General features: G+C 46.7%; 31 protein-coding genes. 11 read left to right on the top strand and 20 right to left on the bottom strand.

What is annotated here, in order from left to right:
* Positions 1-2 precede the first annotated feature (2 nt).
* The 4 genes from IMZ38_RS03220 to IMZ38_RS03235 all read right to left on the bottom strand — a co-directional run bounded on the left by IMZ38_RS03220 (position 3) and on the right by IMZ38_RS03235 (position 4,184).
* Positions 3-962: a FecCD family ABC transporter permease gene (locus tag IMZ38_RS03220; RefSeq protein ID WP_193436727.1), complete on the bottom strand. Its 960-nt coding sequence runs from the start codon at positions 960-962 to the stop codon at positions 3-5.
* A 1-nt stretch (position 963) separates the two neighbouring features.
* Positions 964-2,010: an ABC transporter substrate-binding protein gene (locus IMZ38_RS03225; RefSeq protein WP_193436728.1), complete on the bottom strand. Its 1,047-nt coding sequence runs from the start codon at positions 2,008-2,010 to the stop codon at positions 964-966.
* 87 nt (positions 2,011-2,097) lie between these two features.
* Positions 2,098-2,889 carry a diphthine synthase gene (dph5, locus tag IMZ38_RS03230; protein WP_319637049.1) on the bottom strand — a complete coding sequence of 264 codons (792 nt, stop codon included), beginning with the start codon at positions 2,887-2,889 and terminating at the stop codon, positions 2,098-2,100.
* On the bottom strand, positions 2,865-4,184 hold the full coding sequence (locus IMZ38_RS03235) for a hypothetical protein (protein WP_193436729.1): 1,320 nt from the start codon (positions 4,182-4,184) through the stop codon (positions 2,865-2,867). The genes dph5 and IMZ38_RS03235 overlap by 25 nt, the downstream gene beginning before the upstream one ends.
* A gap of 70 nt (positions 4,185-4,254) precedes the next feature.
* Here IMZ38_RS03235 and IMZ38_RS03240 point away from each other — a divergent pair, with 70 nt between their 5' ends.
* Positions 4,255-5,049 carry an isopentenyl phosphate kinase gene (locus IMZ38_RS03240; protein WP_193436730.1) on the top strand — a complete coding sequence of 265 codons (795 nt, stop codon included), beginning with the start codon at positions 4,255-4,257 and terminating at the stop codon, positions 5,047-5,049.
* 24 nt (positions 5,050-5,073) lie between these two features.
* Here IMZ38_RS03240 and IMZ38_RS03245 read toward each other — a convergent pair whose 3' ends face one another.
* The gene (locus IMZ38_RS03245) at positions 5,074-5,508 is read right to left on the bottom strand and encodes a hypothetical protein (RefSeq protein ID WP_193436731.1); all 435 of its coding nucleotides are present in this window, start codon (positions 5,506-5,508) and stop codon (positions 5,074-5,076) included.
* Positions 5,509-5,567: 59 nt separating this feature from the next.
* Between IMZ38_RS03245 and IMZ38_RS03250 the strand changes: the two genes are divergently transcribed.
* Entirely contained in the window at positions 5,568-5,789 is a 222-nt protein-coding gene (locus IMZ38_RS03250; protein ID WP_193436732.1) for a hypothetical protein, read from the top strand.
* Between the two features lie 3 nt (positions 5,790-5,792).
* On the opposite strand, the gene IMZ38_RS03255 is transcribed toward IMZ38_RS03250, so the two are convergent.
* Positions 5,793-6,935 carry a radical SAM protein gene (locus tag IMZ38_RS03255; RefSeq protein ID WP_227410922.1) on the bottom strand — a complete coding sequence of 381 codons (1,143 nt, stop codon included), beginning with the start codon at positions 6,933-6,935 and terminating at the stop codon, positions 5,793-5,795.
* Between the two features lie 39 nt (positions 6,936-6,974).
* Between IMZ38_RS03255 and IMZ38_RS03260 the strand changes: the two genes are divergently transcribed.
* A complete protein-coding gene (locus tag IMZ38_RS03260; RefSeq protein WP_193436733.1) occupies positions 6,975-7,874 on the top strand; it encodes a hypothetical protein in 900 nt (299 codons plus the stop codon).
* 14 nt (positions 7,875-7,888) lie between these two features.
* On the opposite strand, the gene cysS is transcribed toward IMZ38_RS03260, so the two are convergent.
* Genes cysS through IMZ38_RS03275 form a run of 3 tightly spaced genes read right to left on the bottom strand, consistent with a single transcriptional unit; the run spans position 7,889 to position 10,694 of the window.
* Complete coding sequence (gene cysS / locus IMZ38_RS03265; protein ID WP_193436734.1) at positions 7,889-9,334, bottom strand: cysteine--tRNA ligase; 1,446 nt, start codon at positions 9,332-9,334, stop codon at positions 7,889-7,891.
* Between the two features lie 2 nt (positions 9,335-9,336).
* The gene (locus IMZ38_RS03270) at positions 9,337-10,074 is read right to left on the bottom strand and encodes a purine-nucleoside phosphorylase (protein ID WP_193436735.1); all 738 of its coding nucleotides are present in this window, start codon (positions 10,072-10,074) and stop codon (positions 9,337-9,339) included.
* Positions 10,075-10,079: 5 nt separating this feature from the next.
* Positions 10,080-10,694 carry a hypothetical protein gene (locus IMZ38_RS03275; RefSeq protein ID WP_193436736.1) on the bottom strand — a complete coding sequence of 205 codons (615 nt, stop codon included), beginning with the start codon at positions 10,692-10,694 and terminating at the stop codon, positions 10,080-10,082.
* An 84-nt stretch (positions 10,695-10,778) separates the two neighbouring features.
* Between IMZ38_RS03275 and IMZ38_RS03280 the strand changes: the two genes are divergently transcribed.
* The gene (locus IMZ38_RS03280) at positions 10,779-11,267 is read left to right on the top strand and encodes an adenosine-specific kinase (protein WP_193436737.1); all 489 of its coding nucleotides are present in this window, start codon (positions 10,779-10,781) and stop codon (positions 11,265-11,267) included.
* Between the two features lie 3 nt (positions 11,268-11,270).
* Here the strand turns inward: IMZ38_RS03280 and IMZ38_RS03285 are convergent, their stop codons facing one another.
* Complete coding sequence (locus IMZ38_RS03285) at positions 11,271-11,627, bottom strand: hypothetical protein (RefSeq protein ID WP_193436738.1); 357 nt, start codon at positions 11,625-11,627, stop codon at positions 11,271-11,273.
* Positions 11,614-11,916: a TRAM domain-containing protein gene (locus tag IMZ38_RS03290; RefSeq protein ID WP_193436739.1), complete on the bottom strand. Its 303-nt coding sequence runs from the start codon at positions 11,914-11,916 to the stop codon at positions 11,614-11,616. The genes IMZ38_RS03285 and IMZ38_RS03290 overlap by 14 nt, the downstream gene beginning before the upstream one ends.
* 82 nt (positions 11,917-11,998) lie before the next feature.
* On the opposite strand from IMZ38_RS03290, the gene IMZ38_RS03295 reads away from it, so the two are divergent.
* Positions 11,999-12,592 (top strand): hypothetical protein, encoded by a 594-nt coding sequence (locus IMZ38_RS03295; protein ID WP_193436740.1) that lies wholly within the window; start codon positions 11,999-12,001, stop codon positions 12,590-12,592.
* Positions 12,593-12,650: 58 nt separating this feature from the next.
* On the top strand, positions 12,651-13,286 hold the full coding sequence (locus IMZ38_RS03300; protein WP_193436741.1) for an HAD-IB family phosphatase: 636 nt from the start codon (positions 12,651-12,653) through the stop codon (positions 13,284-13,286).
* A gap of 18 nt (positions 13,287-13,304) precedes the next feature.
* Here IMZ38_RS03300 and IMZ38_RS03305 read toward each other — a convergent pair whose 3' ends face one another.
* Complete coding sequence (locus IMZ38_RS03305; RefSeq protein WP_193436742.1) at positions 13,305-14,276, bottom strand: NAD-dependent epimerase/dehydratase family protein; 972 nt, start codon at positions 14,274-14,276, stop codon at positions 13,305-13,307.
* 12 nt (positions 14,277-14,288) lie between these two features.
* Positions 14,289-15,473, bottom strand: a complete 1,185-nt coding sequence (locus IMZ38_RS03310) for an aminotransferase class I/II-fold pyridoxal phosphate-dependent enzyme (protein ID WP_193436743.1) — start codon at positions 15,471-15,473, stop codon at positions 14,289-14,291.
* 65 nt (positions 15,474-15,538) lie between these two features.
* Here IMZ38_RS03310 and IMZ38_RS03315 point away from each other — a divergent pair, with 65 nt between their 5' ends.
* Positions 15,539-15,865 carry a transcriptional regulator gene (locus IMZ38_RS03315; protein WP_193436744.1) on the top strand — a complete coding sequence of 109 codons (327 nt, stop codon included), beginning with the start codon at positions 15,539-15,541 and terminating at the stop codon, positions 15,863-15,865.
* On the opposite strand, the gene IMZ38_RS03320 is transcribed toward IMZ38_RS03315, so the two are convergent.
* Both IMZ38_RS03320 and IMZ38_RS03325 read right to left on the bottom strand, forming a co-directional pair.
* A complete protein-coding gene (locus IMZ38_RS03320) occupies positions 15,862-16,173 on the bottom strand; it encodes a DUF167 domain-containing protein (RefSeq protein WP_227410923.1) in 312 nt (103 codons plus the stop codon). The two genes, IMZ38_RS03315 and IMZ38_RS03320, sit on opposite strands and share 4 nt — an antisense overlap.
* A 120-nt stretch (positions 16,174-16,293) precedes the next feature.
* Complete coding sequence (locus tag IMZ38_RS03325) at positions 16,294-17,625, bottom strand: TIGR04013 family B12-binding domain/radical SAM domain-containing protein (RefSeq protein ID WP_193436746.1); 1,332 nt, start codon at positions 17,623-17,625, stop codon at positions 16,294-16,296.
* A gap of 75 nt (positions 17,626-17,700) precedes the next feature.
* Here IMZ38_RS03325 and IMZ38_RS03330 point away from each other — a divergent pair, with 75 nt between their 5' ends.
* Positions 17,701-18,000, top strand: coding sequence for an ArsR family transcriptional regulator (locus tag IMZ38_RS03330; protein WP_227410924.1), 300 nt, complete (start codon positions 17,701-17,703; stop codon positions 17,998-18,000).
* Here IMZ38_RS03330 and IMZ38_RS03335 read toward each other — a convergent pair.
* Complete coding sequence (locus IMZ38_RS03335) at positions 17,990-18,664, bottom strand: HAD family hydrolase (protein ID WP_193436747.1); 675 nt, start codon at positions 18,662-18,664, stop codon at positions 17,990-17,992. The genes IMZ38_RS03330 and IMZ38_RS03335 overlap by 11 nt on opposite strands.
* Positions 18,665-18,953: 289 nt before the next feature.
* Between IMZ38_RS03335 and IMZ38_RS03340 the strand changes: the two genes are divergently transcribed.
* On the top strand, positions 18,954-19,667 hold the full coding sequence (locus IMZ38_RS03340) for a TatD family hydrolase (protein WP_193436748.1): 714 nt from the start codon (positions 18,954-18,956) through the stop codon (positions 19,665-19,667).
* Here IMZ38_RS03340 and IMZ38_RS03345 read toward each other — a convergent pair.
* The gene (locus IMZ38_RS03345; RefSeq protein WP_193436749.1) at positions 19,657-19,950 is read right to left on the bottom strand and encodes a hypothetical protein; all 294 of its coding nucleotides are present in this window, start codon (positions 19,948-19,950) and stop codon (positions 19,657-19,659) included. The two genes, IMZ38_RS03340 and IMZ38_RS03345, sit on opposite strands and share 11 nt — an antisense overlap.
* A gap of 33 nt (positions 19,951-19,983) precedes the next feature.
* On the bottom strand, positions 19,984-20,646 hold the full coding sequence (locus IMZ38_RS03350) for a transcriptional regulator (protein ID WP_193436750.1): 663 nt from the start codon (positions 20,644-20,646) through the stop codon (positions 19,984-19,986).
* 90 nt (positions 20,647-20,736) lie between these two features.
* Here IMZ38_RS03350 and IMZ38_RS03355 point away from each other — a divergent pair, with 90 nt between their 5' ends.
* Positions 20,737-21,036 (top strand): hypothetical protein, encoded by a 300-nt coding sequence (locus IMZ38_RS03355; protein ID WP_193436751.1) that lies wholly within the window; start codon positions 20,737-20,739, stop codon positions 21,034-21,036.
* A gap of 117 nt (positions 21,037-21,153) precedes the next feature.
* Here the strand turns inward: IMZ38_RS03355 and IMZ38_RS03360 are convergent, their stop codons facing one another.
* Entirely contained in the window at positions 21,154-21,468 is a 315-nt protein-coding gene (locus IMZ38_RS03360) for a hypothetical protein (RefSeq protein ID WP_193436752.1), read from the bottom strand.
* 101 nt (positions 21,469-21,569) lie between these two features.
* Entirely contained in the window at positions 21,570-22,493 is a 924-nt protein-coding gene (locus IMZ38_RS03365) for a flippase-like domain-containing protein (RefSeq protein WP_193436753.1), read from the bottom strand.
* 115 nt (positions 22,494-22,608) lie between these two features.
* On the opposite strand from IMZ38_RS03365, the gene prf1 reads away from it, so the two are divergent.
* On the top strand, positions 22,609-23,700 hold the full coding sequence (gene prf1, locus IMZ38_RS03370; RefSeq protein ID WP_193436754.1) for a peptide chain release factor aRF-1: 1,092 nt from the start codon (positions 22,609-22,611) through the stop codon (positions 23,698-23,700).
* Positions 23,701-23,744 lie beyond the last annotated feature (44 nt).

Below are 23,744 nucleotides of genomic sequence, written 5' to 3' on the forward strand. Positions count from 1 at the left end.
TGCTAAACACCTCTAAGCCTTTTGATAAGTAGTGTGAGGAAGAATGGGGCTCCAACTGCCGATGTTACCGCTCCAGCAGGTATCTCCCCTACTACTCCTGCAGCGATGGTTCGGGAAAACAAGTCGGTGACGTAGAGTAAGAGGGAGCCCAGGCCCATGGCTAATGGTGTAATCAGCCTGTTATCGCTTGTCTTTAAAAAGAGCCTAGCCATGTGCGGTGTTACAAGACCTATGAAGCCTATCATTCCAAAAATTGAAACAATCAGGCTTGAGGAAACCCCAACTATCAGTGCAGTGGTCAGCCTAACTCTTCTAGGATTAACCCCTAATTGCAACGCGTAGTCATCCCCTATCACCACAGTGTTCATCTTTTTAGCCAAGGCGAAGTAGGAGATGATCATCACTGCGGCGGGCGTGAGAACATAGGGCATCATCTCCTTCCTTGAATGCACGAAGCTCCCGGTCAGCATCAGGGAGGCAAGTCCATACCTTGGCGCAACATAATAGAGTAGGAGAATGGAGAGCCCTGAGAACATGCTTGTCACTCCAAGCCCTGACAGCACGTATGCTGCATCGCTTCCCGACATAACCTCGGCGATCCCTACCGATAGGGAGAGCGCGAGCAAGCCTCCGGCCGAGGCGGCGAGGGCGATAATAAACATGCTGGAGTATCCGTGTATGAGAATGGTTAGGTATACAGCGAATAATGCTCCTGCTCCAACCCCGAGTATGTGATGGTCTACAAGAGGGTTTCTAAAAGTTGATTGAAGCATGCATCCCGATGATGCCAGGACTATCCCCGCTAGTACCGTGTAGACTGAACGGTAGAAACGGTACGAGAGTATGATATCTGATACATCCTGGTTAACGCTTGAGAAGTACGTGTAAGCGATTGGGAGAATTATCGAGGCGATGAAGACTGAAAACGCTACGCCGGTTTTCAGCCTTAGTTCCTGTTTCAAGCTACTTCCTCCCTACATAGTACCCTATCATGAATGCTAACGCGAATCCTGCAAGCAGTAGGATGAGCGCGAAGCTCTCGCTGAGCCTTAAACCATAGGCATCGGTGTTAGTGGGTTTTGAAGAATCAAAAGCCTCCGCCAAAGCCGCGTTCAGGATTTCAGGGATTTTCACGATCATTGGACCAGGTCTCGATATAATGTCTACTTCTTCCTGGCCCAAAACAATAACGGGTACGCCTAGGTCAAATAGTCCAGCCTCCTTAACAGTTTCCTGTGTAGCATAAGACGTAGCCACTAGGATGACGTCTGGTTTCCACTCATGTATTTTCTCAATACTTACTGCACTCCACCCGTATGTTGAAGCAGCGTTCGACAGGCCAAGCCTAGCTAGTACGTCGTCGATGTAGGTTGCCCTTCCCGCAACCCATATTCCCTGCCAGAAATCCACTACTACGAGCACTTTAAGGCCACGGTATTTCTCGAGGAGCATTCTCCCCTCTTCAAGAGAGCTTATCAACCTGTCAGCGAGGGATTGTGCTTCAGCGGTTGAGTTGAAAATTTCGCCGATCAAGTAAATATCGCTTAACACGTCGTTGAAGCTTCTTGCCGAACCCCCGTTCAAGAAAACAACAGTCACATTGTAGGATTGGAACACCTCGAGAAGGGGTTTGTGAGCGCCTTTGTCAGCGAGAACTACGTCAGGGTTCAAGCTCAATATTGTTTCAATGTTGACAGTGCTCCACCAGTAACCTCCAACCGAAGGAGTATTCTGCTTTTTCAACAACAAGCTTATGTTTAAATACCAATCCCCTTGCGAGAAATCGTCAACCCCTACGATGTATTGCTGAGTATTTAATTCGAAGAGGATCTCCGTTATGGAAGGTGCTAGTGAAACAACCCGTGCAGGAGGACTTGGAAGTTCAACTTTCCTCCCCAACGCATCATTAACTACTAGGGTCGTCGACTCCGCGGTTAGGGGTGTGAGGCACATAAGTATTGTAATAACTGTTAGTGCTGGGATAAGCTTGGACATTTTGTCCAACACCATCAAAACTGTAATATTATCAAGCAGGATTTAATAAAAATCGCTTAGGAATTTAGGGAAATGATTATTTAGACCGGTAATTACACCGGCTCACTCTGGAAGCTTACATATGAGTTTTAAGCCTTCCATCTCAACCGGGAGCGGGGTTGAAACTATTACCAGGCTGTGGGGAGGAGGCGGGAAATCGTATTTCACCAGTCTTGGCAGCAGGTCAGCCTGAACCCGCTCATCCCTCCATGAAAGCCTGGCCACCCCGATAGCTAGCGAGTTGTCAAGCTTGTTTTCCAGCTCATCATCAAGTTTCAACAATATTTCAACCGCTTCGTGTATGGTCATGGCTCTCCCATGCTCTAGTCTCAGGTCGAGCAGGACGATTGTGTGAAGCCTTCTATTCAGGTTTTCATATATTGTTTCAATGGTTGAGTAGGGCTTGAAGTAATCCGGATACACTAGGGTCACAGTTTTACCAAACCTGTATGCTTGAAGGCCAAGCCTACTCTGTATCAGGGTTAGAACGGAGATGGAGTTAACTACTTTAACCTCAACCCCCTTCTTAATCGCTTCGACACGCAGGGAGTCGTGGGTCGTCGCTATAAACGGGTCGCCGGGTACGGCTAGAACGATGGTTTTGAAGCGCGCCTCCTCGATTAATTTGCTCATTCCTTCTCCTTCCAGATCCTTCCTAGAAGCGTAGACTACCTCGCCCTTAGTGTATTTCGCCAACTCCGCTGGGTCGTCCTCGTAGAGCGATGTGTACCTGTCAATCACTATCTTATCAGCCTTGCCCAAGTATTCTATGGCTTCCAGAGTTAGATGCTTGAGAGAATAGCCGATTCCGAGGAAGACTAGCACCGTTATCACCGGGTCTTCGCGATTGCCCAAGTTTCTTTTAAAATGTAGATGAGGTAAGCGTTGTACAGTAATGTGAAAAATATTTGGGAAACCGGCTTGCTCTGATTCAGCATAGTGAAAAGGATGTTCAGCAGCGGGTTAGACCTGCACGCCTGGACTAGTGTGTAGAGGAGTGAGGAAGCGCTCGTGCTTCTTAAAATCACTTCCTCAGCGGAGACCCAGTTCAGGTCTTCAACCATGAATATTTCAGAGCTAACCACTGCTGCGGCGAACAGGGTTGACGCGTAGTAGATCACGCTTGATATTATAGGTATTGACACGTAGAGTGTTTCAAACAAGTGGTTGCCTGAACGTGGAGCGTTTTCCATGATGAAAACAACTAGAAAAGGGGCAAGCCATGTGAAGTAGTTGAAACCCCCTATCTTGTTGAAAACAAGTAAGCCTATTAACAGAGTGATGAAGTATTTTAAAAGCACTTTTCCATCATAAACCGGTTCTTTAAGAAAGTAAAAGTAAACCAGGAGAGTGTAAATCGCTAAGGGTATTATCCAGATCCATACCAGCCATGCCGGGACAGCGTTAACGTTGTACCATGTCGCATATAGAGGGATGGCGAACAGGCTTAGCTCCTGAGGGTATCTTGCAGCGTGGAAGAAGAATACTCTATTAATAAACGCGTAAGGGTCGGCAAGCAGGAAAGGCGTGACAAATACTAAGCCTACCCCGGCGGCTGTGGAAACCACGTGGAGTAATCCATTGAAATCACGGTTCTTAAGCTTAATCAGTAGCGGGATGAGGATGAAGACGGCTAAAACCTGCTTTACAAGTGTGGCAAGGGTCAGGTAAACAGTGCTCCTGAGGAAATTCTTCCGGGTTAGCTCGACATATCCGAGCAGGAGGAATAGGGCTGCTATAAGGTCGAACTGGTAGCCGCTGATTATAATGTATCCCGCAATATTTACCAGCCAAAGCATGCCAGCCTTTCTCCCATACTGTTTTCTAAGGATAAAGTATATCGCGTTGAAGGATAGAATCAAGGGGAGTTTATCTATTAACCTTATTGCTTCAATGTTCCCGGTTAAACTCACAGCCACGTGGTGCGCGGAGACGAAAATAAGGACGGGTAAAGGCGGGTACGCGATTTTATCGTAAACAGATGAAGCATAGACGTATAGAAGCCTCCCAGAGGAAAAGTATGTGTACCATTCGAGAAAGTATCTCACATCGTAGTAATTCCAGCTGGAAATAGCCAGTAATACGCATATGACATTAGCAACCACTATTTCAACATGGTTTTTCAAAAACCCTGCCAGTCTATGACCCATCTCTACTCGTAACACCGTTTAATCTATAAAAACACAATGATATATTAACCTTCCCAGAGTGGTGTCGTGTTTGAACAGGGATGTGGTGTTTTTAAAAGCAGGAGGTAGTTTCATAACGTTCAAGGACAAGCCTGTATCCGTTAACTATGAAGCACTTAAAGCTTTAGCTGAAGCACTAAGGGCTACCCATAAAGAAGTAAGCATAGTCTTAGGCAACGGGGGAGGTAGTTTCGCACACCACGCAGTGTTGAAGCATGGATTAGAGAATCCTGTAAAGTTAATGGTTAAGTGCCAGCAGGCTACGAGGCTTTTGAACAGGCTGATAGTGGACTACTTATTGCTCAACGATATACCGGTTACAAGCCTGCAGACAAGCGCGGTCATAGGCTACGGGAAGGGCTCGCTTAGAGCTTTCACTCCACCATTGGTAAACCTAGTGGGCAACGGGGTTATCCCCGTGCTACACGGGGAGTGCATTCTTACGGAGAACGGATCTGTTGAAATCTTCTCAACCGAAAAAGTTTTCGAAGTCGTGGCCAATATTTTAAAGCCTTCAAGAATTCTTCTCCTAACGGACGTGGAAGGCGTGTACACTTGCGATCCCAAGAAGTGCTCAACTCCTGAACTAATAAAGCGTATCGACAGCAGTAATTTAAACGCCGTGCTGGAGTCACTGAAAAGCGATGTTTCAAGGGATGCTACCGGGGGCATGTACTCGAAAATCATGTCGATGAGCGAGCTCTCCAGGAAGACAGGTGCCAAGGTCATAGTTACCTCAGGGTTTAACCATGAGAATGTTGTGAACGCTATAAGGGGCGTGACTCCCGAGAGATCTACGGTTATTGAAATGCTTGAAGAACGCTAGCTTTAAAGGCTGAATGATCTTTGTTTAAACAATGTATATCGTGCACAAGCCCGTCAGCTTCTCAAAGTATACATCCCTTCCCCCGGGTAATTGAATATACGTCATGTCCTCTCCAATGACAATGTAGTCTGATAGGAAAGAGCCGGGGGTTAGAATAGTGATATAGTCCCCGTGAGGGGTGGCGGTAGCCTTCACTGTGAAATACCCTGTATTAACCTCGCTCTCCACATCACCCTTGCACTCTTCTTTTCGAAAACACTCAATTACCTGGTGTGAAACGTAAACAGCTCTCTTTCTTCCACGGTGGAGGGTTGACACGGAAACGTCTCCACAGCCCGTCAACGATATCATTCTTGGCCTAACTTCAAGCTCGTAGTTTCTAGCTTTCACATGGAAGTATTCAGGCGAGTACTCCCCTATTATGCATGCTTCCTTGTAGCGTAAAACCGTATGATGCAAGATTTAAATCCCTGTTAAGATTAAAATCTCTTCATTGATTAATAAGGATTGGTGAGATCATGGCTAAAAACCCGAGCGTGCTACTGGCTAGTGAGCTGGTTAAACACGGCTTCGTGCTTTTAGATGTTTACCATACCCGAGAAGGAGACTTGATCAGGGCGGTTGAGAAGATTACTGGTAAGGTTGTGCTGGTGAAGAGTAAAACACCGGTTTCATCCATTACCGGATTGAACGATATAGCCGCGCTCGTGAACGAGGTCTCGAAGCAGGCTAAGCAGTAGTCTCTAATAGAGCCTGACGCATGATTTAAACCTGTATTTCAACAGTTCTTCAACAATCTTCTTATCCCCTTTGACAACCTTGGCCTTGATGAAACCGTTTTCAAAACCCAAGTATTTCACCTTTACCTCCTCACCACTGACACACTCCTCCACCCCGATAATCTCGGGAGGCTCCTCAGCCGGGGGCTCAATCCCCATGGCTTTCATCCTCCAACACTTGTAGCCGTGTGAGAAAATGTTCGCCATGCAGGCGTAGGGGAGGAACAATAAGCCTTTCCTCAACGCATATTTCGCTATCTCTATCTTAATATCCCCAGTTCTAACATCGTATTGAACATTGTTCTCAAATTCTCTAGGGCTTCTCCCAGCTCTTTTCAACAACACGGTGGTGTCAACTCCGCACTCTTCAAGTTTTTCCAGTATCCTCCTAGTGATCCTCAGCGTCCCGGCGACAACTCCAACCGCACCGTGCTGAACAGCAGCATCTATCATATTCTTATACTCCCTCTCCGTAATACCGGGGATGATCGGCCTTAGGAAGAGGAAAGGCTTGAACCCGTGATTGCGGAGTATTTCAATGGTTTCAAATCTTTTATCAACGGGAGGGGCTCCCGGCTCCAACAACCTGTCTCTAGTCATTGTTGAAACACTGATTAGAGGAGAGAGGTAGGGGTCAATGGTTTTCAATCTTTCAACATCCCTATCTGTTAAGAACATTTTCGTGGAGAATTGGACCGGGTTCCCCAGATGTTTATTAATTGCTTCTATGTATTCAATCGTTTTCTCCTTCGTGATGGGGTGGAAGGGCTCTGTTACACTGCCTAGTGCTATGAACGTCCCGTTTGGGCCCGGGATGAAATACTTGTTCAAGCTTAAAGCGTAGACGAGCTGTATGCCTGTTAAAGGATACTCGGTGATTTCAGCTTTAAAGCCCATATCGTAAATGTAGCAGTAGGCGCACTTGAAAGGACATCCTATTCCCGTGTGGACTGTTAACCCGCATGGACGGGGCGGACGCTTAGAGTGAGGGTCGCGTGAAGCCTTCTCAGCCTCTTCAACAGTCATTAACGATTTAATTTTCTCCCGTAGGTGTTTCTTGAATCCTTCAAGCTCGTGAAACCCGTTGTTCTTCATCTTTTTAACCACTTTGTTCCAATAATAAATTGTGAGAAACAGGTTTTAGAAATGATTTACTTAGCTTGTGACGGAGATGACTTATTCTGCTGGCTTGTCGAAGAGTTTCTGAGGGAGGCGGGAGCAAGCTTCGAGAAAGTTGGGCTGGAGAAGCTTGCCTCGGGGGGTGATATTCTCGAAGACAACACTACAATATACGCGGGAGGTTTAACCGAGGTTTTCCTAAGCTTTCTCAAAGCATACTCCAACACTGTTTCTGGCAGGCTAGTTGTATTTGTTAAGCCCGTGGAGAATTACCCCTATCACCTTTCCAGCCAGGTCAAGAGGTATCTCTTAAACATTCACAAGAAGAAATTACCTGTCTTATTCGTTGAAACCACGCCTGTTGAACATCAGGTTAACTCTTCCCTTTACCCGGAGTTTGAGCACGTTCTCATTCCTATATTCAACGTGGAACATATATTCGTGCGCGACACTCTCCCGAGGGATGGCGCCATAGTTACCAGGTTTGATAAGTGCAGGGTTTTAGAGGACTTAATATTGGAGTTAGGGAAAATAGGCTTTACCTCCCTGCTAATAAATGTGAACGCGCCCGACAAGCCCTGTTTCAACCCGTTCATCATAGATGTTTTCACCGAGAACCCTGTGAGCCTGTTGGAAAAGTCTATAATGGGGATCATAGGGGTTAACGACACGCTATCTAATATTGTCTTCCAAATGATGATAACCGATTCAAGGCCGGTCATAGCTTGTGGTCAGTCAGCGAAGAATACTCGATATGATCAAACAGGGTTGGTGGTGAAAGTTGATCAATGCAATGCTTTAGACCTCGCGAACGCGGTGGTGAATGTTTTCAATAGTCTCGAGTCAATGAGGAAAAAGGGTACAGCCAGGTTCGTGGACGCGTATTTTGAAAAGGATGTTGAGAGAATTAAATCCTTCCTGGCCTAGGCAAGGATTGCAAACTACTTGTTTAATGCTTGCTTCTTAACACGTATCCACGTTGTCTCAGGCCCCTTGTCGGATAAGGTTACACCGAGCCTCCCTAGTTCGCTCCTAATCATGTCTGCTAGGTCGTACATCTTCCTGTTTCTCAACTCCTTTCTAACGTCAACAAGGATTTTGATGTAGGAGTCTACATCCTCTTCAACGAGAGCCTCCGGGGGAGTCTCAAGCACGCCGAAAACGTTGTCAAACTCCCGCAAGATCCTGAATGCAGTGTTGACAAGGATGTATTTTGGATTATGCTGTATGTCCCTGAAGACTATTGTGGTAAACTCGTTAAGAGATGCCACGGCTTCCGGCGTGTTGAAATCTTCGCTTAAAGCCGCGTGGAAGCTATAGTGGGTTTTCAAGAGGCTTCTAAGTATCTTCAAGTCTTCATCAGATGCTTTGTGAGGCTCAACAGCCTCCTTCCCCAGTTTTTGAAGAAGGCTTGAGACCTGGTTCAACCTTTTCAATTGCTCGCTAGCAATCTCTAAGGATTCCTCGGAGAACGATACAGGCTTCCTGTAGTGGCTCATCAAATACCAGTAGCGAAGGGTTCTACCTCCCCACTTCTTTACAACCTCTTTAATAGGTACAATGTTTTTCAAGCTCTTGCTCATCTTGTCGGCTCCAACCATGAGCATTCCAACATGCATCCAAACAGACACCCACGGCTTACTCCCTAGCGCTGACTCGCTCTGGGCCCTCTCGTTCTCATGGTGTGGGAAAATGAGGTCGGTTCCACCTCCATGAATATCGAATCTTTCACCGAGATACCTGGTGCTCATGACGCTGCACTCGATATGCCATCCAGGCCTCCCCTTGCCCCACGGGCTTTCCCAGAAGGGTTCACCCGGCTTAGCGGCCTTCCAAAGGGCGAAATCATACGGGTTCTTCTTCTCGGACAGGAAATCGGGTTCCTGGCTCCATGCCTCCTTTACCAGTCTTCCCGATAAGCGCCCATAATCCTCGTAGGTGTTTACGTCGAAGTATACGCTCCCGCTGGGTGTAACGTACGCATGCCCTCGCTCTATAAGCTTCTGGATGAACTCAATGATCTCGTCAATGTGTTGTGTAACCCTTGGGTGATGGTCTACTTGGACGTTGAGGCTGTTCAAAGCTTCCAAGTACTCTTTAGTGTAGGTCTCAACGATCTCCATCCAATCACGGTTTTCATCCCTGGCCCGGTTGATAATCTTGTCATCGATATCGGTAATGTTCATGACGTGGATGACGTGGTATCCCCGCGAGTTTAAGTATCTTTTGAAAACATCATACATGACGTATGCTCTTCCATGCCCTACATGGGTTGAATCATAAACTGTTGGTCCGCACACGTACATTTTCAGTAATCCTGGCTCAACCGGCTGAATCCTTTCCATGGTCTTAGTAAGGGTGTTATAGATTTTCAACTCGGGCAGCATAATCAGGATTCACCATAATACTTGTTGAAAACCTCCATTAAGACTTGGGCAGTTTTCGAGAACTTATCAGCAAGCTCCGCCGTGGTCAAGAACACGGCGTTAGGGTCTTTCCCGTGGAGTACGTTGCTAACCACTACAACACACCCTGTTTCCCACCCTCTCATCCATCCGAGGGTGAAGAGACCGGCTGCCTCCATCTCTACTGCGAGAGCACCATACCTGCTCAACCTGGAAGCCATTTCAGGGCTTTCAGCGTAGAAAGCATCGCTTGTGAACAAGGGGCCTTTCTTAAAAGGAAGCCCTGACCCCTCCAACTCCCTGATAATCCGGTATGTTAGCACGGGGTCCGGGGATGATGCTCCACAGTAACCCGGCATGTACTGGGCTAGGCCGCATCCCCCGTTAACATACATTGCCCCGGTTGCAACCACTACATCCCCTATTCTAACGTTTTCATGCAAACCCCCTGCTGTGCCTAGCCTGATTATTCTTTTAGCCCCGAGTAGACCTAGTTCTTCAAATACTATGTTGGCGCTGGGACACCCCATTCCATGCGTTGCAATGGTTACTTTGGCATTCTTGTAGTGACCGGTTACAACGATCAATCCTCTATGCTTGTTGACAACCTTGGGGTCCTCTAACAATGTTGCGAGAAGCTCAACCCTTCCCGGGTCTCCCACAGCTATGACGTTTTTACTGATATCCCCTGGTTTAGCATTAACTATGTGGGGGAGGCTCATTTTTCTCACCTTTTACGTGTCTTCCTTCTTCTACTCTTCTTCTTTCTACGCTTTTTAACACCGCTTAAGGCTTTACTCTTCCTCATCCTAGTCGAGCTTTTCCTTTTCCTCCTGGTTTTAACAGATTCTTTCACAGGTGGTAGGACGATTTCGTTTGGAAACATCGGCCTCCAATCCTCGGATGTCTCCACCACTATGAAATCGTAGCTCATAGTTGCCGGGATTGAGACGAATCCATCATATACGAAAACCTCGCCGGGAGGCTTGTACTCATGAACCAGTACAGGCCTCCCCTCCTGGTCCAACTTATACAGCCTGACGGCTTTCAACGTGGTTGGCTTAGGAGATATTATTGTCTCAGATGAAGCCGTCTCACCCTCCCCAAGGGTTAGTAACAGCCCGGGTGATTCCACGGTTACGAACAAGTAGTTGTTCTCTGGTCTATGCTTGACTATAGTGTTCTGGGCTACTTCAAGCATCCTATCCATTATGTTTGAGCTGCTGACCTCCTGCTCTACTTCAAACCAGTCCTCGTTAACGAGATTGTAAACTCTCAGCTTTAAAAAATCATCCCCCGTTTCAACAGGGTTTAACTGGTTGAGCTTGACGATAAATTTCAAAGCAAGACACCCTTAAATCTTGCGGGCTGGGTTTAACAAGTTTTATGAGATTAAAAGTTATTAAGTATATAACGTGGTGTTGAAATGTCTGCCAACATACGCCTCGTAACTGTTAAAATACCTGAGGGAACGAACGTTATAATCGGCAGAAGCCACTTCATTAAGACTGTCGAAGACATTTACGAGGCCTTGGTAACCTCGGTTCCGGGAATAAGGTTCGGGGTAGCTTTCAACGAGGCAAGCGGTAAGAGACTCATAAGATACGAAGGCAACGATCCCGAGCTCGTTAACCAGGCTATTGAAACCTCTAAAGCTATTGGAGCGGGACACACTTTTACCCTGTTTATTAGAAACGCGTACCCTATAAACGTTCTCAACCAGTTGAAAAACATTCAGGAGATTGTGCAACTCTACGTTGCCACGGCTAACCCTGTCCAGGTAATAGTCATGGATACCGATCAGGGGAGTGCTATAATAGGCGTGGTTGACGGGTATTCCCCGCTGGGTGTTGAAAGCGAGGAGGATAAAAAAGAGCGTCACAGCTTCCTTAGGAAGATTGGCTATAAAAAATAGTTTTTAAACACCCTGCTTTTCCAATCCGCAACGGGTTACGTTATCCTCGAGAATATTCTCTATCCTCTCCCATTCTTTCTCAACGTATTCCTTGAGGTAAGCTACTGATTTATCATTGGTTTTAATGAGGTAGAAGAGGTAGCGGGATTCAATAAGTATTGCGAAAGAGTAGCATTCGTCTTCCTCTACTTCTTCATTCTCATACAATACTTGATAGTCATGCTTCCTCACTAGGAGATCTCTTATCTTCCACGCTACTTCTCCTTCAACGGGTTCTCCAAGCCGGAGAATGCTGGCTTCTTCCACACCTATCTTGCTTGATATTGTGAGGAAGGGATCCCTGCTCCTAGTATGTTTCATCAGCTTCACTCAAAGTCTCAATGATCTCGGCGTAGGCTGTATCGCCCGCTACCCTTGAGATTCTGACCTTGACCTTTGACCCCAGGCTGGCCCCGTAGACGATGATCTTTGTATCTTTTAAGGAGACTATGCCGTTTCCTTTCTGATCCACATCGTTTATGTCGACTGTTAGGATCATTCCAGGTTTTAATGATTCATCCTTTGGTTGTTGAATCCGCGGGTATATGCTGAACCTCTGCACGTCACTTGTATACGGGTTCCAACTATGCTTTTTCTGCTGTCTAGTCAAACTCTAATCCCATTCCCAAGCTATGAACTGTATTTTCTAATGTATTAAAAAGGTTTATAATATTATCTTTCACGGTGGATTAATGAGCGTTGACTTCACAAGACACATAGTTAACCCCGTACTAAGCAAGGTTATAGATGTTAGGAAGAGCGAGCATGTCAAAATATTGGATGAGATAAGAAAAATCATACATGATTGCGAGGAAAAATACGGTTTCAGCATTTATGGCGGGGATGTTGAGAAATTAGCTGAATTCTTAATGAGCGATGACTTCAATAACTTGGTCAAAGTTTTCGATACATATGGTCTTAGAAACGCGCTGGTGAAAATACTCGAGGAGGCGTTGGAAGCTTACCGCGACTATGTCGAAGTCTCAAAGGCTTTGGAGTCGAGGATAAGCATGTTGAAGAATAATAAGGCAGGTAGTCATGGAAAGAATAACCGGGGTCGAAGCATAGGGGAGTTGATTACATTACTGAAGTCTAAGTATCCTAACATGGAGTCGGATCCTGATAGGAAAGAGGTCAGGGTTGAGCTAGGAGAGGGCAGGTTTGCGAAGATCAAGTTTTACAGGAAAAAGATCGTGGTTAACATGGTTATCGAGCTCAAAGAGGACGATCCCAGCCTCTTGTCCAGGGATTTGCAGAGTATTCTCGAATGCCCTAGTTCGCGTTAGATCTGTAATCATTAATTACCCTTAAGCCAGATGATTTTAAAACGGTGATAGGTAAGTTATGAAGCCCCTAGTGGTTTTCGACTGCGACGGTGTCCTAACCGAGAACAATAGTAGTTGGCGGGTCCTACACGAATTCTTCGGTAGCCGTGACAACTCGTATTTCGCTGAACTATACGAGAAAGGGTTGATAAGCTATCTAGACTGGATGAAGATAGATATATCACTGATGATACACAGCTTCGGCTCCCCTATCAAGAAGCACCATGTGGAGGAGGCTTTCTCAAAGATTAAGCCTAAGAAATCAGCGGCTAGAGTTGTAGGTGAACTGCTCAGGAACAACTACCCTGTCGCCGTGGTGAGCAGTGGCATAGGCATCCTCGTCTCCCGGATCTGCAGGGAGCTCGGGGTTAGCGACTGCTTATTCAACGACGTGTTATTTGTTAATGACGAGCTGGTGCCAGGGGGTGTTGCCAGGGTTCCTTTAAAGGAGAAGTGGCTTGTAATTAAAAAGCTCGCTGAATCCAAAGGGTATAGAATGGAGAGTGTGGCTTATGTTGGAGACAGCAAGTGGGATATCCCTGTTTTCAAGCAAGTAGGCATCTCTATCGCTGTCAAGCCGTGCGGGATTGCGTGTGAGCATGCTAAATATGTTGTGGAAGATCTCGAGGAGGTATTGAGTCTTCTAATCAGGTAAAAATATTGGTTGGAGAAACTACTTAATTCTCTCCAAAATTTCAGTCTTACCAAGCCTGTATGCAAGCTTGCCCAACATATCCTTAACCATGGCTTCAAAACTCCAGTCAGGGCTCCAGCCCCACTCGCTTCGCGCCACACTATCGTCAAGCGATTTAGGCCATGAATCAGCAATCTTCTGGCGGAAGTCAGGGGCGTACTCTACCTTGAAATCCGGAATGTACTTCTTGATTTCAAGCTCTAGCTGCTTCGGAGTGAAGCTGAAAGCTGCTACGTTGTAGCCGCTCATAATCGTCAGCTTGCTCCTGTCAGCATTCATTAGCTGAATAGCTGCTTTCACAGCGTCAGGCATGTACATCATTGGAAGCATTGTATCCTCCCTCAGGTAGCAGCGGTACTTTTTCCCTTCAAGAGCGTAGTAGAATATTTCCACAGCGTAATCAGTGGTCCCACCGCCTGGAAGGGCTTCACTGCTTATAATCCCGGGGTATCTCACCCCGCGGACGTCAACGTTGAACTTGTACGCGTAGTATCTTGTCAACAGTTCACCAGCATACTTTGTGATCCCGTACATTGTTGTGGGATCCATGATGGTTACCTGGGGGGTGTTGACTTTTGGAGAGCTTGGTCCGAAAGCTGCTATGGAGCTCGGCCAGAAGATCCTGAAACCATACTCTCTCGCCAGCTCGAGCACGATATATAATCCATCCATGTTAACCCTCCAGGCATGCTGAGGGTTTTTCTCCCCGGCAGCTGACAGGATTGCAGCCATATGGTATACTTCGTTGATATCGTACTTCTTGATAGCTTTTTCGACAGACTCCCTGCTCAGGACGTCCACCTGCTCTATAGGGCCTTCTGTCAGCTTGCCTGTGGGCGGCTTGCTATGGTATCCAGCCACCACGTTATCGTTCCCGTATAGCTTGCGTAGAGCTGGAACCAGCTCGGTGCCGATCTGTCCTGTTGCGCCAATAACCAGGATTCTCTTCATAGGTTGCGTCACCTAGATCAGTCCGAGTTTTCTACCGGCTTTCTCATAGGCTGCTAAAGCCTTATCTAGGTCTTCAATCGTGTGTCCAGCGTTAACCTGGTTTCTAATTCTCTCTGTCCCTCTCGCCACCATTGGGTACACTATTGGGACCACGAAGATGCCATCGTTCCAGAGCATTTTCGCCAGCTCCCTCGCCTTCTTAGTGTCTCCGACTATCACGGGCACTATTGGCGTTTGGCTCTTACCAGTGTTGAACCCCATTTCATCAAGCCTTTTCTTGAAGTAGTTCCTGTTGTCCCACAGCCTCCTGATTCTCTCCTTCTCCGTCATCACTATCTCGAGAGCTTTCAAGTTAGCTGCTGCCACCGCTGGAGGGAATCCTGTGCTGAGGAGCCATGTTCTAGCCTTGTTTCTAATGAATTCTATGACCTCATAATCCCCTCCTATCATGCCGCCCGAGGATCCAAGGGCTTTAGAGAACGTGCCCACGTGGAAGTCTACCTCCTCGTCAACGCCGAAGTGTGCAGGGCTTCCATGCCCATCTCCTAACACTCCTTCACCGTGGGCATCGTCAACGTACACCATTGCGTTGAACTCCCTGGCCAGCTTAACTATTTTATCGAGAGGCGCTATGTCGCCATCCATCGAGAAGACGCCGTCTGTGACTATGAGTATCTTGTTATACTTCCCGTGAACCTGCCTAAGCTTATCCTCAAGATCGCCCACGTCGCAGTGCTTGTACACAACTTTCTCAGCCCTTGAAAGCCTTATCCCGTCTATGATGCTTCCATGGTTCAGCTCGTCGGATAAAATAACATCTCCCTGCTCCACGATTGCTGGGATTGTGCCAGCGTTAACAGCAAAGCCTGTTGGGAAGACAAGCCCGGCCTCTGTTCTCTTAAACTCCGCTATCTTTCTATGGAGTTCGTCCAAGAGTTCATGATAACCTGCAATAGCCCATACAGCCCCCGGTCCCCAGCCATACTTCTCCATCGCCTCGACGGCTGCTTTTTTCAACCGCGGGTCATTAGCTAGGTTCAAGTAATTATTTGAGGATAGAATGATCATTTCCCTACCGTTCACAAGCGCGCGGGGGCCTGTGGGGCCGTTCAACCTCCTTATCTCCCAGATCTCCCCCCTCTCAATCATTTCTTGAAGCTTTTTAGCATAGATTTCTCTAACCCAGCTCTTACCCATAAATCCATCACCATATAGTATATACATGTCGTTAAAGTATAAAGAGTTTTAAGAGGGTGGTACGCGTGGAGAATGAGGAGTCAACCACTAGGGAGAGAATACTCACCCTCCTGTATAAGGCTTCGAAGCCTTTGAGCGTGGAGGAGATCATCAGCCTCCTCGGTTTAGAGGACTTAACCCCTAGAGATGTTTATGAGCACCTGGAGCATATTGCGAGAACAGTTAAAGCCCGCTCGAAAGGGAGAGAATACCTTGGTATGGAGCCTCCTTACTGTAGGAAGTGCGGGTATGTTTTCAAAGATCTCGACAAGCCTAAAAAACCCTCCAGGTGCCCGCGCTGTAAAAGCGAGTGGATCAGCCCGCCTCTATTCACGATTTTGAGAAAAGATTAGATGAGATTTACAACCCTGGCAAGCTTCTCAACAATTTTATCAGCTGGTTCATCCATTATAAGGATCTTCTTCAACTTTTCACGCTGACCGTACACTATATCGATCTTTGAAACAGGAATCTTAAGCTCCCTGGACAAGTACTTTATCAACGAAGCATTAGCGCGTCCCCGCTCAGCAGGCTCGGAGGTTTTGAAAACCAGTTCATCAGACTCTATGGTGAAACCCTCGGGCTCGGAACCGGGTTCAACCCTTACTTGAAGAATAACCCCTTTTGAGGATTCTTCAATGTTTTTGCGAAGAGTTTCCATAACTTTTTGGAGAACAGGGTTCAAAACCCACCCCCACTATGATTATTGGCTTGGAGAAATAATAAAATTGTTTTAAAACTCTTTTTCAAAGAATTCTCTATGGGGATGACCTAAGGTTTTTCAGCCTGAAGGATGAAGAAGCTGGGCGCTGGCAAGACCCGCTTTCCTTGGATATACGAAGCCTTTCTCGTATAGCTCAATGATTTTCTTTGAAAGGGTTTCCTGAGTTAACCAGGAGCCGTAAGCCTTTCCAGCACCCACGAGCCTGCTCCACTCTTTTCTAACCTTGACAGGCAGGGGAGAGGGGTTTTTCAACCCTAACGGTGTTCCAGGTAGGGGGATGTAGTAGTGGAGATGTATCTTAGCTCCTTTACCAACTAATTTTTCAGCCAGTTTTAAAGTGGAAAGCATATCTTCCTCGGTCTCGCCGGGAAACCCTACTATGAAGTCCACGCTGGGCGTGAAGCCTGTTCTCAACGCTGAGTCTACAGCTGATTCTATTTCACCAACTCCGTGGCCTCTTTTAACCAGCTTGAGCATTCTCTCACTCCCTGATTGCCCTCCGATGATCAACTCCTTGTTGGCAACATATTTTCGTATAATTCTTAAAACATCTTCCTGAGCATGCTCTGGCCTAACCTCGCTGGGGAAGGATCCGAAGAATATTCTTCCCCCGTATTGAACGGTTTTAGCGTGAAGGCTTTCCATTAAAAATACGATCTTCTCCATGTTAACAGGGTTTGTTGAATACGGTGAGCCGTAGGAGAGGCTGTCTGGGGAGATGAATCTTAAATCTTTTAATCCAAGCTTCATCGAAATCTCAGCATAGTTAACTATTTTCTCGACACTCCTATGTCTTAGAGTGAAGCCGTGAAGGTAGGAGACTTGGCAGTAGAAGCATCCGAATGAGCAGCCTCTCGTGATCTCTATAGGGTTCACGATACCTCTCCAGTATGGGAACGGGTCGTAGTCATCCAGGTTTACGGATTTCCCTCTACCGGTGAACGAGACTTCTCCGGTTTCACGATCCCTGTAGGCCAAGCCTTTCACACTGTGCACGTCGAGATTGTTCTCTAAAGCGCTGAGAAAGTCCGCAATGGTTTTCTCACCTTCACCTATGAAGGCGAAGTCGAAACCCAAGACTGATAGGGACCCGTAAGGGTCTCCAGAAGCGTGTGGACCTCCCACGATCGTTAAGCACCCCTTCTCACGGATTCTTTTAACCGTTTCAACTAGGTTTATCAAGTAGGAGTCGTCGGCGAGCATGGTTGTGAGAAGGGATGTTGCGTAAACGCATTTCTCTCCTCTCGGGGGTGAGGAGGCGTGACGCAGGCTTTCATCAAAGGATTTCGATAGTAAAACCCTGGAGACTCCAAGCTTGTCAATCGAGGCTAGGATCGCGTTCAAGCTGTACCTGACTCTCTTATCATACTGAAGTATGAGGTTGATCAACCGTTCCCGACCTGTGGGCAATAACATTTATACGGTTGTTTAATTTATAATTTAAAGCTGAGTCGAGAAAGGCTTATGGTGTTGGAATTGGGCAATATTTCAATAACTCAAGAGGAGATAGAAGAGCTGGCTCGAAGAGTAAGGTTGAAAATACTTCACGAGGATGACGACATCGTCTTGATGACGGCTCCGAACGAGGACCAGCTTGCCTCGATAATCAAGGAGCTTATTTCGATTAAGCCTTTAAACCTCAGGGAGATCCACGCTATCTTATCCGGGATAGCCAGCGAGGACAAGATCAGGAGGGCTTTAAACAATCTTTTGGAATCAGGGGAAGCATACATCAACAGTGAGGGAAGGTATCTCAGCACATGACATGGTTGAGAGAGGAGAGGTGGAGGAGTACATCGTAGAAGTCTTTGGCCACGAGGCTTACTCCTTTCTTTCTCATTAATCCTCCTCTCACCTCACTTTGATTAACCCCTATGAAGTAAACGCCGCTCTTCAAGGCGCTGACGTAGTCTGTGATGTAGTCTCCGAGAAAAACCGTCTGACACGGCTGCACCCCGTGCTTTCTCATGACGTAGTTTATGAGCCAGGTTTTGTCGAAGAGTGATTCCTCCACCCCGTTCAGGTAAACCAGATCCTGCAGTGTGTAGACCTCATCTATGAACTCATCAACCCCCAGCCTCCTCAACTCCATCCATATAAAACTGGGGCTCGACTCCCTTCCAGATATTATGACCGTCTTAGTGTGATATTTGGTTTTCAAAGCGATCAATGCTTCCCTACATCCTTTCTTCAAAACCCCGTGCCTGGAAACGTAAAGCCTTCTAAACAGTCTCCAGAAGTCATCCTTACTTATCCCCGCTGGGACGCTATCCTCCAGCATATCATGCTCCAACATCTCCATGAACTTGTCGAAACCAGGAGGCTCGCACCCATAGGTTTTTAAAGTACTCGAATAGGCCTCGTAGAAGTCCACGTAATTGTCCACAAAGGTTAAGTCGTAGTCGAGTATAACGAGTTTAATACCCATCTGCTTCACCATCAGGTATCGGGAGACACCACATCAATGTTTTTCGGGTTTCGGCAAACTCATCATCTGGGTCTAATAAATAATTCTGTAAACAGGATTTAATAGCATGACGAAACTTACACGATGATACAATAAGTGAGACCGTGCTCCCATATTGCAGGGAGCTTCCACCGCTAACCCCCTTGTTAAACAACGTCTCTTTGAGAACCAGCAGGGCTTATTAAGGGAGAGGTTTAAGGTTTTAAATCCATAATTGGAAAATACTAGTGCTTGAGCTAATGGTGAACCCATGCTTATTGACATGCATGTTCACTGCAACGAGCTAAAAGACTTGGACCACTACTCTGGAAGCCACTTGTTTGCATGTGTTGCAGAGGACGTGGAGACAAGTAAGGCTACCATTGAGCTTTCCAGGCGGTTCCATTTCATCAAGCCCTGCGTCGGGATCCATCCATGGAATATTGCTCGTTCAAGCGTTGAAGAGGCGAGGAGCCTCATGGAGATAGCTGTTTCAAACAATATTGAGTGCTTAGGTGAGGTGGGGCTTGACTCTAGGTTTGTCCCGGAGACGCTTCCACGTCAACGAGAGGTTTTCAAAATCTTCCTAGATTATGCCAGGGAGTACGATCTAGTCCTGAACCTTCACACAGCTGGGACGCACAGGGAGGTGTTCCAAATGCTTAAAACATGGCGGGTTGAGAAAGCATATTTCCACTGGTATACTGGCCCCGAGGATCTTATCAAGGAGTTGATAGATAGCGGGTATTTTATCGGTGTAAACCCTTCATGGAAGATCCAGGAGAAGCATTACAGGATAATCTCCAAAACCCCGTTAAGCAACTTGTTAACAGAGAGTGATGCTCCATACCAGTATAAAAGCCTTAGCTTAAACCCCGAGCTGATCAGTGATTCGTTAGACCTTTTAGCAAGGCTTCACAACCTGGATAGAGAAATCGTTGAGGAAAAGATTGAGGAAAATTTTAGGAGACTCTTCACGCGGTGACGATTGCGCCCTGGTTTTGAGTACTCAGTACACTGTCCTTTAGCGATGCAAAGACGAGGATTCCTTTCGGTTTAAACACTATTGTTATCTCATAAATGTTTGCATCTATTACAATGCTGCGGGGAAGGGGACGTTTAAGCTCTTTCGACAAGAACAAGTGAGATCTGACAACATCCTTCGATGCTTCAACAACCTCATCCATCTCCTTCTTAGATATGCTGGATAAGGGGTAGATTTCCACTAGTTCTCCATTATAGTCGAGTCTTGCAACTACTATTCTCAAAACAACCCCTAATGCTTATCAAACCATTAATGTTTAAAAACCGGCGGACTCTAACAGCTTTTTCAACTCTCCTATAAGCCTGGTCAATGATTCCAGCTTGTTCATTAAATCCTGGTTCTTGGATGAAAGAGCTTTGTTCTGCTCGCTTAGATCAATTATTAGTTTTTCCTTCTCACTAATCAAGGATTCGAGTTCCACTATTCGCTTCCTAGCCTCTTCTAACTGGGATTTGAGCATTGTGTTCTCCCTCCTTGCCTCCTCTAGCTCAGCCTCCAGCTTCTTCACCCTCTCCTCCTCGATTTTGAACCCGCTTACAAACGGGAACGAGAGCTTCAACTCCCCGGCTTTCAGCTTCTCATATGTTTCCGCCACCAGTTTTCCAGCCTTAGTCTTCCCTGATAGGTGAGACCTAATGGTTGTCTCGCTCCTACCCAGTTCCTCGGCTATTTGAGGCACCATCATCCCCGCCTTGCTCCTGGCCAGCGCTGATGCAGCAATAGCCAGGCTGTCAACCCATGTAGCCCTCTCAACAGGGTCTTTTAACAGCTCCACTATCTCTGGGCGGAACAATGTCCCTATGATTAAAGCGGTCTCCAACTGCTGAATCTCCTTCTTCCCCACCGGCTTCACTGGAATATTGGACAGGTCTACAATTACCTCCACGGGTCTCCTCGCTTCCTGGATTGGCTCACTCATAGAAACCCCTGTGATTATATTTTGTATCTAGGAGAATAAAACCTTTCCTTTAAAAAGGATTTTAAAAGGATGTTGAATGGGGAGTGTGAATTGAAGGTAGAGCTGATTGTTTCCAAGAACTTCCTATCATTGTTTACCGTAGAGATCGTTAGCCAAGCCGTAAAAGCGTTCAGCAAAGCCAACTCCGCCAAATTGGAGTTGAAAATTGTTTGGGAAGATGAGGTCGAGTTTCCTGTTTTGAAAATAGCAGGGTTTCCCCCTATAGTTGTGAAAACACCTCCAAGCCTTAGCGAAGTCTTGAACATGTTGACGCTTGCTCTAGATCTCAGCGAGCTCTCGCAAGCGCCATACGGGATTGTGAGCGCGTGGGAAGCCGACACAATCGTTTAGTGGCGTGAGAATCAAGGTTTAGTTTTGAATAATGAATTAGCCCTGTTTAAAGTGATCAGCCCTGCTGTAGCAGGATGGGTTTTCAACTAGGCTTCTCCAATATCGGTAGGGGCAAGCCTATTTCTCACTGGCTAGCGAGAGATAGGGGCATGTCCTCCACAGCTCTACGCACTTTGACACGCTGTTTCTAGGGATGTATTTTTCAATGGCTTTGCAATATGCTACGCAATCCTCTTCTCCAAACCTTTTAACTAGAAAGTTAGGGCATTCGCTGAACACGGTGCAGGCTATCTTGTGAATGATGGGGTAAACCTCTCTCGGAGCCTCCTGCTCCGGGGGGTCGGCAAAATAGCTGCACTCTCTATAGTTTTTAGTAGTGCATGTTTCCTGTTTAACCACGACGCTGGAGGGCCTCCCGTATGTTGAAACCACCGAGGGGTTATAGCATAAGCCATTGTGGTAAAACGGGCAGCTCACTCTTTATCACCAAGCTTACGAGTCTGTTAATACGTTCTGGAAGTTTTAAACCGTTTTCACCCGTTTCCCTGAGCCAGCTCTCTAGCGGCAACAACGAATCCTATTAGGATTGTTGAATAGTAGAAAAGAGTTCTGTAGCTAACAACGATGGATGGTGGAAGAATGATTGATAAGCCGTATTCTGAAGATATGCTTCCACCGGGCGTGGGTATTGAACCCATGCTCATCATGAAGTAGTATGCTATAACGCCTTCTAGTAGGTAGTTGCCACCTGCCAGGAAGAATATAGCTAAGCCCCAGGTTGTGTTATAAACTATTGTCAGCGCAACCAGCACGAGCACCCCGGTGAAACCTATTTTAGACGATATCTCCCTGTATCCGTTTGAAAACTTCACAAACCTCTCATAGAATGCGGGGAGTCTTGCGGATATTTTCAGCAGGAGTGAATTATTTGAGCGCCCACTATTCCGTTTAATAAAATAACTCATTGACAGCCATGAGGTAACCATGAAGGATGCGACAAGTACTACCGGGATTGAAACCGGGATGTAGAGGAGGGCTGGTATTAGGGCCACTGTGTTGACAAGTATCACGTCGTAGTAGACCTCGTAGAGAGCTAGCGCGTACAATTCCTCTATATCCTTACCCATGATTTTTCTAAGGAATGCAGCCCTAGCCGGCTCCCCGCCTATGGCTGATGGGGTGATGTTCGCGACTAAACCTCCTAGTAAGCGGGCTTTCAGAGAAGCTTTAAGGCTAAGCCTGTAACCGTAGATTTTTCCCACAAGATATTTCAGCCTCACCGCTGAGATAAACCAGCCTGCCATGAGAACCGTGAAGGATGCCAACCCTTTCCACGAGACCAGGTCTTTAAATCCTTCGTACCCGGCTGTCAGGATACTGTAAGCTAGTATTACAAGGGTTACCATTAACAGCGTGGCAATGATTTTCCTCCAGTTAGCCGCCAGCGTTGAGGGCAATGCAGCAACCTTTAACCTATTAGTTATCGTTACGTATTTAAAACCTGAAATATATACGTTCGTTAAGGTGTTCAAGGGATGAGTCTTTAGCTATAGTGAGGAACAGCTTGAATCAATGCGCGTGGATAAGCAAAAGCTTAGAGAAATAGTTAGGGAGCTTAAAAAGTGGAAGGCACATGCTACAATCCTGCTCAGCCTGTACGTCCCTCCTGGAAGACCCGTTAGCGATGTCTTAAACATGCTGAGGCAGGAGCTATCCATCACAGACAACATTAAGCTGAAGAAGACCAAGTCTGCTGTTCAAAGAGCTCTCTCAATGGCTATAGACAGGCTCAGCAAGATCCCGAAGATCCCGGACAAGGGGCTGGTGTTGTTCGCCGGCGAGAACCCGGATACCGGGGAATCAATACTGGTAATGCTGATCCCTCCGGAGGAGGTTCCAGTATATTTCTACAGAACCGATAAGCACTTCCACACAGAGTTTCTCGAGGAGATGGTTTCCGAGTCCAACATCATTGGGCTTCTCCTCATAGAAAGGGATGCGGCAACGATCGGCATGCTTAAAGGAAACAGGCTGAAGATTGTCGAGGAGCTTGAGGACTACATCCCTGGTAAGCATGAGAAGGGTGGTCAGAGCCAGCGGAGGTACGACAGGATTATTGAGCAAATGGTTGAAGAGTTTTACAAGAGGGTTGGAGAGCATGCTAACAGAGTCTTCCTACCACTTCACGAGCAGGGGAAGTTGAAGGGGATTCTAGTAGGCGGCCCAGCCTATGCGAAGTACGACTTCCTGGAGAAGGACTACCTGGATTACAGGCTGAAGAAGATTGTCCTGCCGGAGCTGATAGATGTAGGGTATCAGGGTGAGGCAGGCCTCAGGGAAATGATCTTGAAGGCTGGAGACCTGCTGAAGGAGCAGGAGTATGCAGATCTTTTAAAATACATTGAAGAGTTCAAACTACACCTAGCAAAGGACGACGGGCTTATCGTGTACGGTGAGGAAGAGGTTAGGAATGCTCTGGAGATGGGGATGGTTGCAGTGCTGATTATTAGTGAGGAGCGCGAGGATGTTGAGCAGTGGCTAGAGCTGGCTAAGAAGGGCGGGGCTAAGGCGCTGGTTCTCAGCAGTGATGTTCCAGAATCAGAATGGTTTAACAAGACATTCAACGGGTTAGCAGGTATTCTCCGCGTAAGACTATACAGTTAAATGGTAACACGTCCTCGATAACGTTATTAAGTTTCAAAAACCAA

The sequence above is a fragment of the Thermosphaera aggregans genome (assembly GCF_014962245.1).
Taxonomy (GTDB): domain Archaea; phylum Thermoproteota; class Thermoprotei_A; order Sulfolobales; family Desulfurococcaceae; genus Thermosphaera; species Thermosphaera chiliense.

Excerpts from the sequence above, each read along its gene's own strand:
- IMZ38_RS03285 (WP_193436738.1), bottom strand. The coding sequence starts at position 11,627 with ATGAAACATACTAGGAGCAGGGATCCCTTCCTCACAATATCAAGCAAG.
- IMZ38_RS03225 (WP_193436728.1), bottom strand. The coding sequence starts at position 2,010 with ATGGTGTTGGACAAAATGTCCAAGCTTATCCCAGCACTAACAGTTATT.
- IMZ38_RS03340 (WP_193436748.1), top strand. The coding sequence starts at position 18,954 with ATGCTTATTGACATGCATGTTCACTGCAACGAGCTAAAAGACTTGGAC.
- IMZ38_RS03260 (WP_193436733.1), top strand. The coding sequence starts at position 6,975 with ATGATTTACTTAGCTTGTGACGGAGATGACTTATTCTGCTGGCTTGTC.
- IMZ38_RS03350 (WP_193436750.1), bottom strand. The coding sequence starts at position 20,646 with ATGAGTGAGCCAATCCAGGAAGCGAGGAGACCCGTGGAGGTAATTGTA.
- IMZ38_RS03295 (WP_193436740.1), top strand. The coding sequence starts at position 11,999 with ATGAGCGTTGACTTCACAAGACACATAGTTAACCCCGTACTAAGCAAG.
- IMZ38_RS03335 (WP_193436747.1), bottom strand. The coding sequence starts at position 18,664 with ATGGGTATTAAACTCGTTATACTCGACTACGACTTAACCTTTGTGGAC.
- IMZ38_RS03310 (WP_193436743.1), bottom strand. The coding sequence starts at position 15,473 with ATGGGTAAGAGCTGGGTTAGAGAAATCTATGCTAAAAAGCTTCAAGAA.
- IMZ38_RS03305 (WP_193436742.1), bottom strand. The coding sequence starts at position 14,276 with ATGAAGAGAATCCTGGTTATTGGCGCAACAGGACAGATCGGCACCGAG.
- IMZ38_RS03250 (WP_193436732.1), top strand. The coding sequence starts at position 5,568 with ATGGCTAAAAACCCGAGCGTGCTACTGGCTAGTGAGCTGGTTAAACAC.
- IMZ38_RS03320 (WP_227410923.1), bottom strand. The coding sequence starts at position 16,173 with ATGGAAACTCTTCGCAAAAACATTGAAGAATCCTCAAAAGGGGTTATT.
- prf1 (WP_193436754.1), top strand. The coding sequence starts at position 22,609 with ATGCGCGTGGATAAGCAAAAGCTTAGAGAAATAGTTAGGGAGCTTAAA.
- IMZ38_RS03330 (WP_227410924.1), top strand. The coding sequence starts at position 17,701 with ATGGTGTTGGAATTGGGCAATATTTCAATAACTCAAGAGGAGATAGAA.
- IMZ38_RS03300 (WP_193436741.1), top strand. The coding sequence starts at position 12,651 with ATGAAGCCCCTAGTGGTTTTCGACTGCGACGGTGTCCTAACCGAGAAC.
- IMZ38_RS03280 (WP_193436737.1), top strand. The coding sequence starts at position 10,779 with ATGTCTGCCAACATACGCCTCGTAACTGTTAAAATACCTGAGGGAACG.
- IMZ38_RS03235 (WP_193436729.1), bottom strand. The coding sequence starts at position 4,184 with ATGGGTCATAGACTGGCAGGGTTTTTGAAAAACCATGTTGAAATAGTG.
- cysS (WP_193436734.1), bottom strand. The coding sequence starts at position 9,334 with ATGCTGCCCGAGTTGAAAATCTATAACACCCTTACTAAGACCATGGAA.
- IMZ38_RS03270 (WP_193436735.1), bottom strand. The coding sequence starts at position 10,074 with ATGAGCCTCCCCCACATAGTTAATGCTAAACCAGGGGATATCAGTAAA.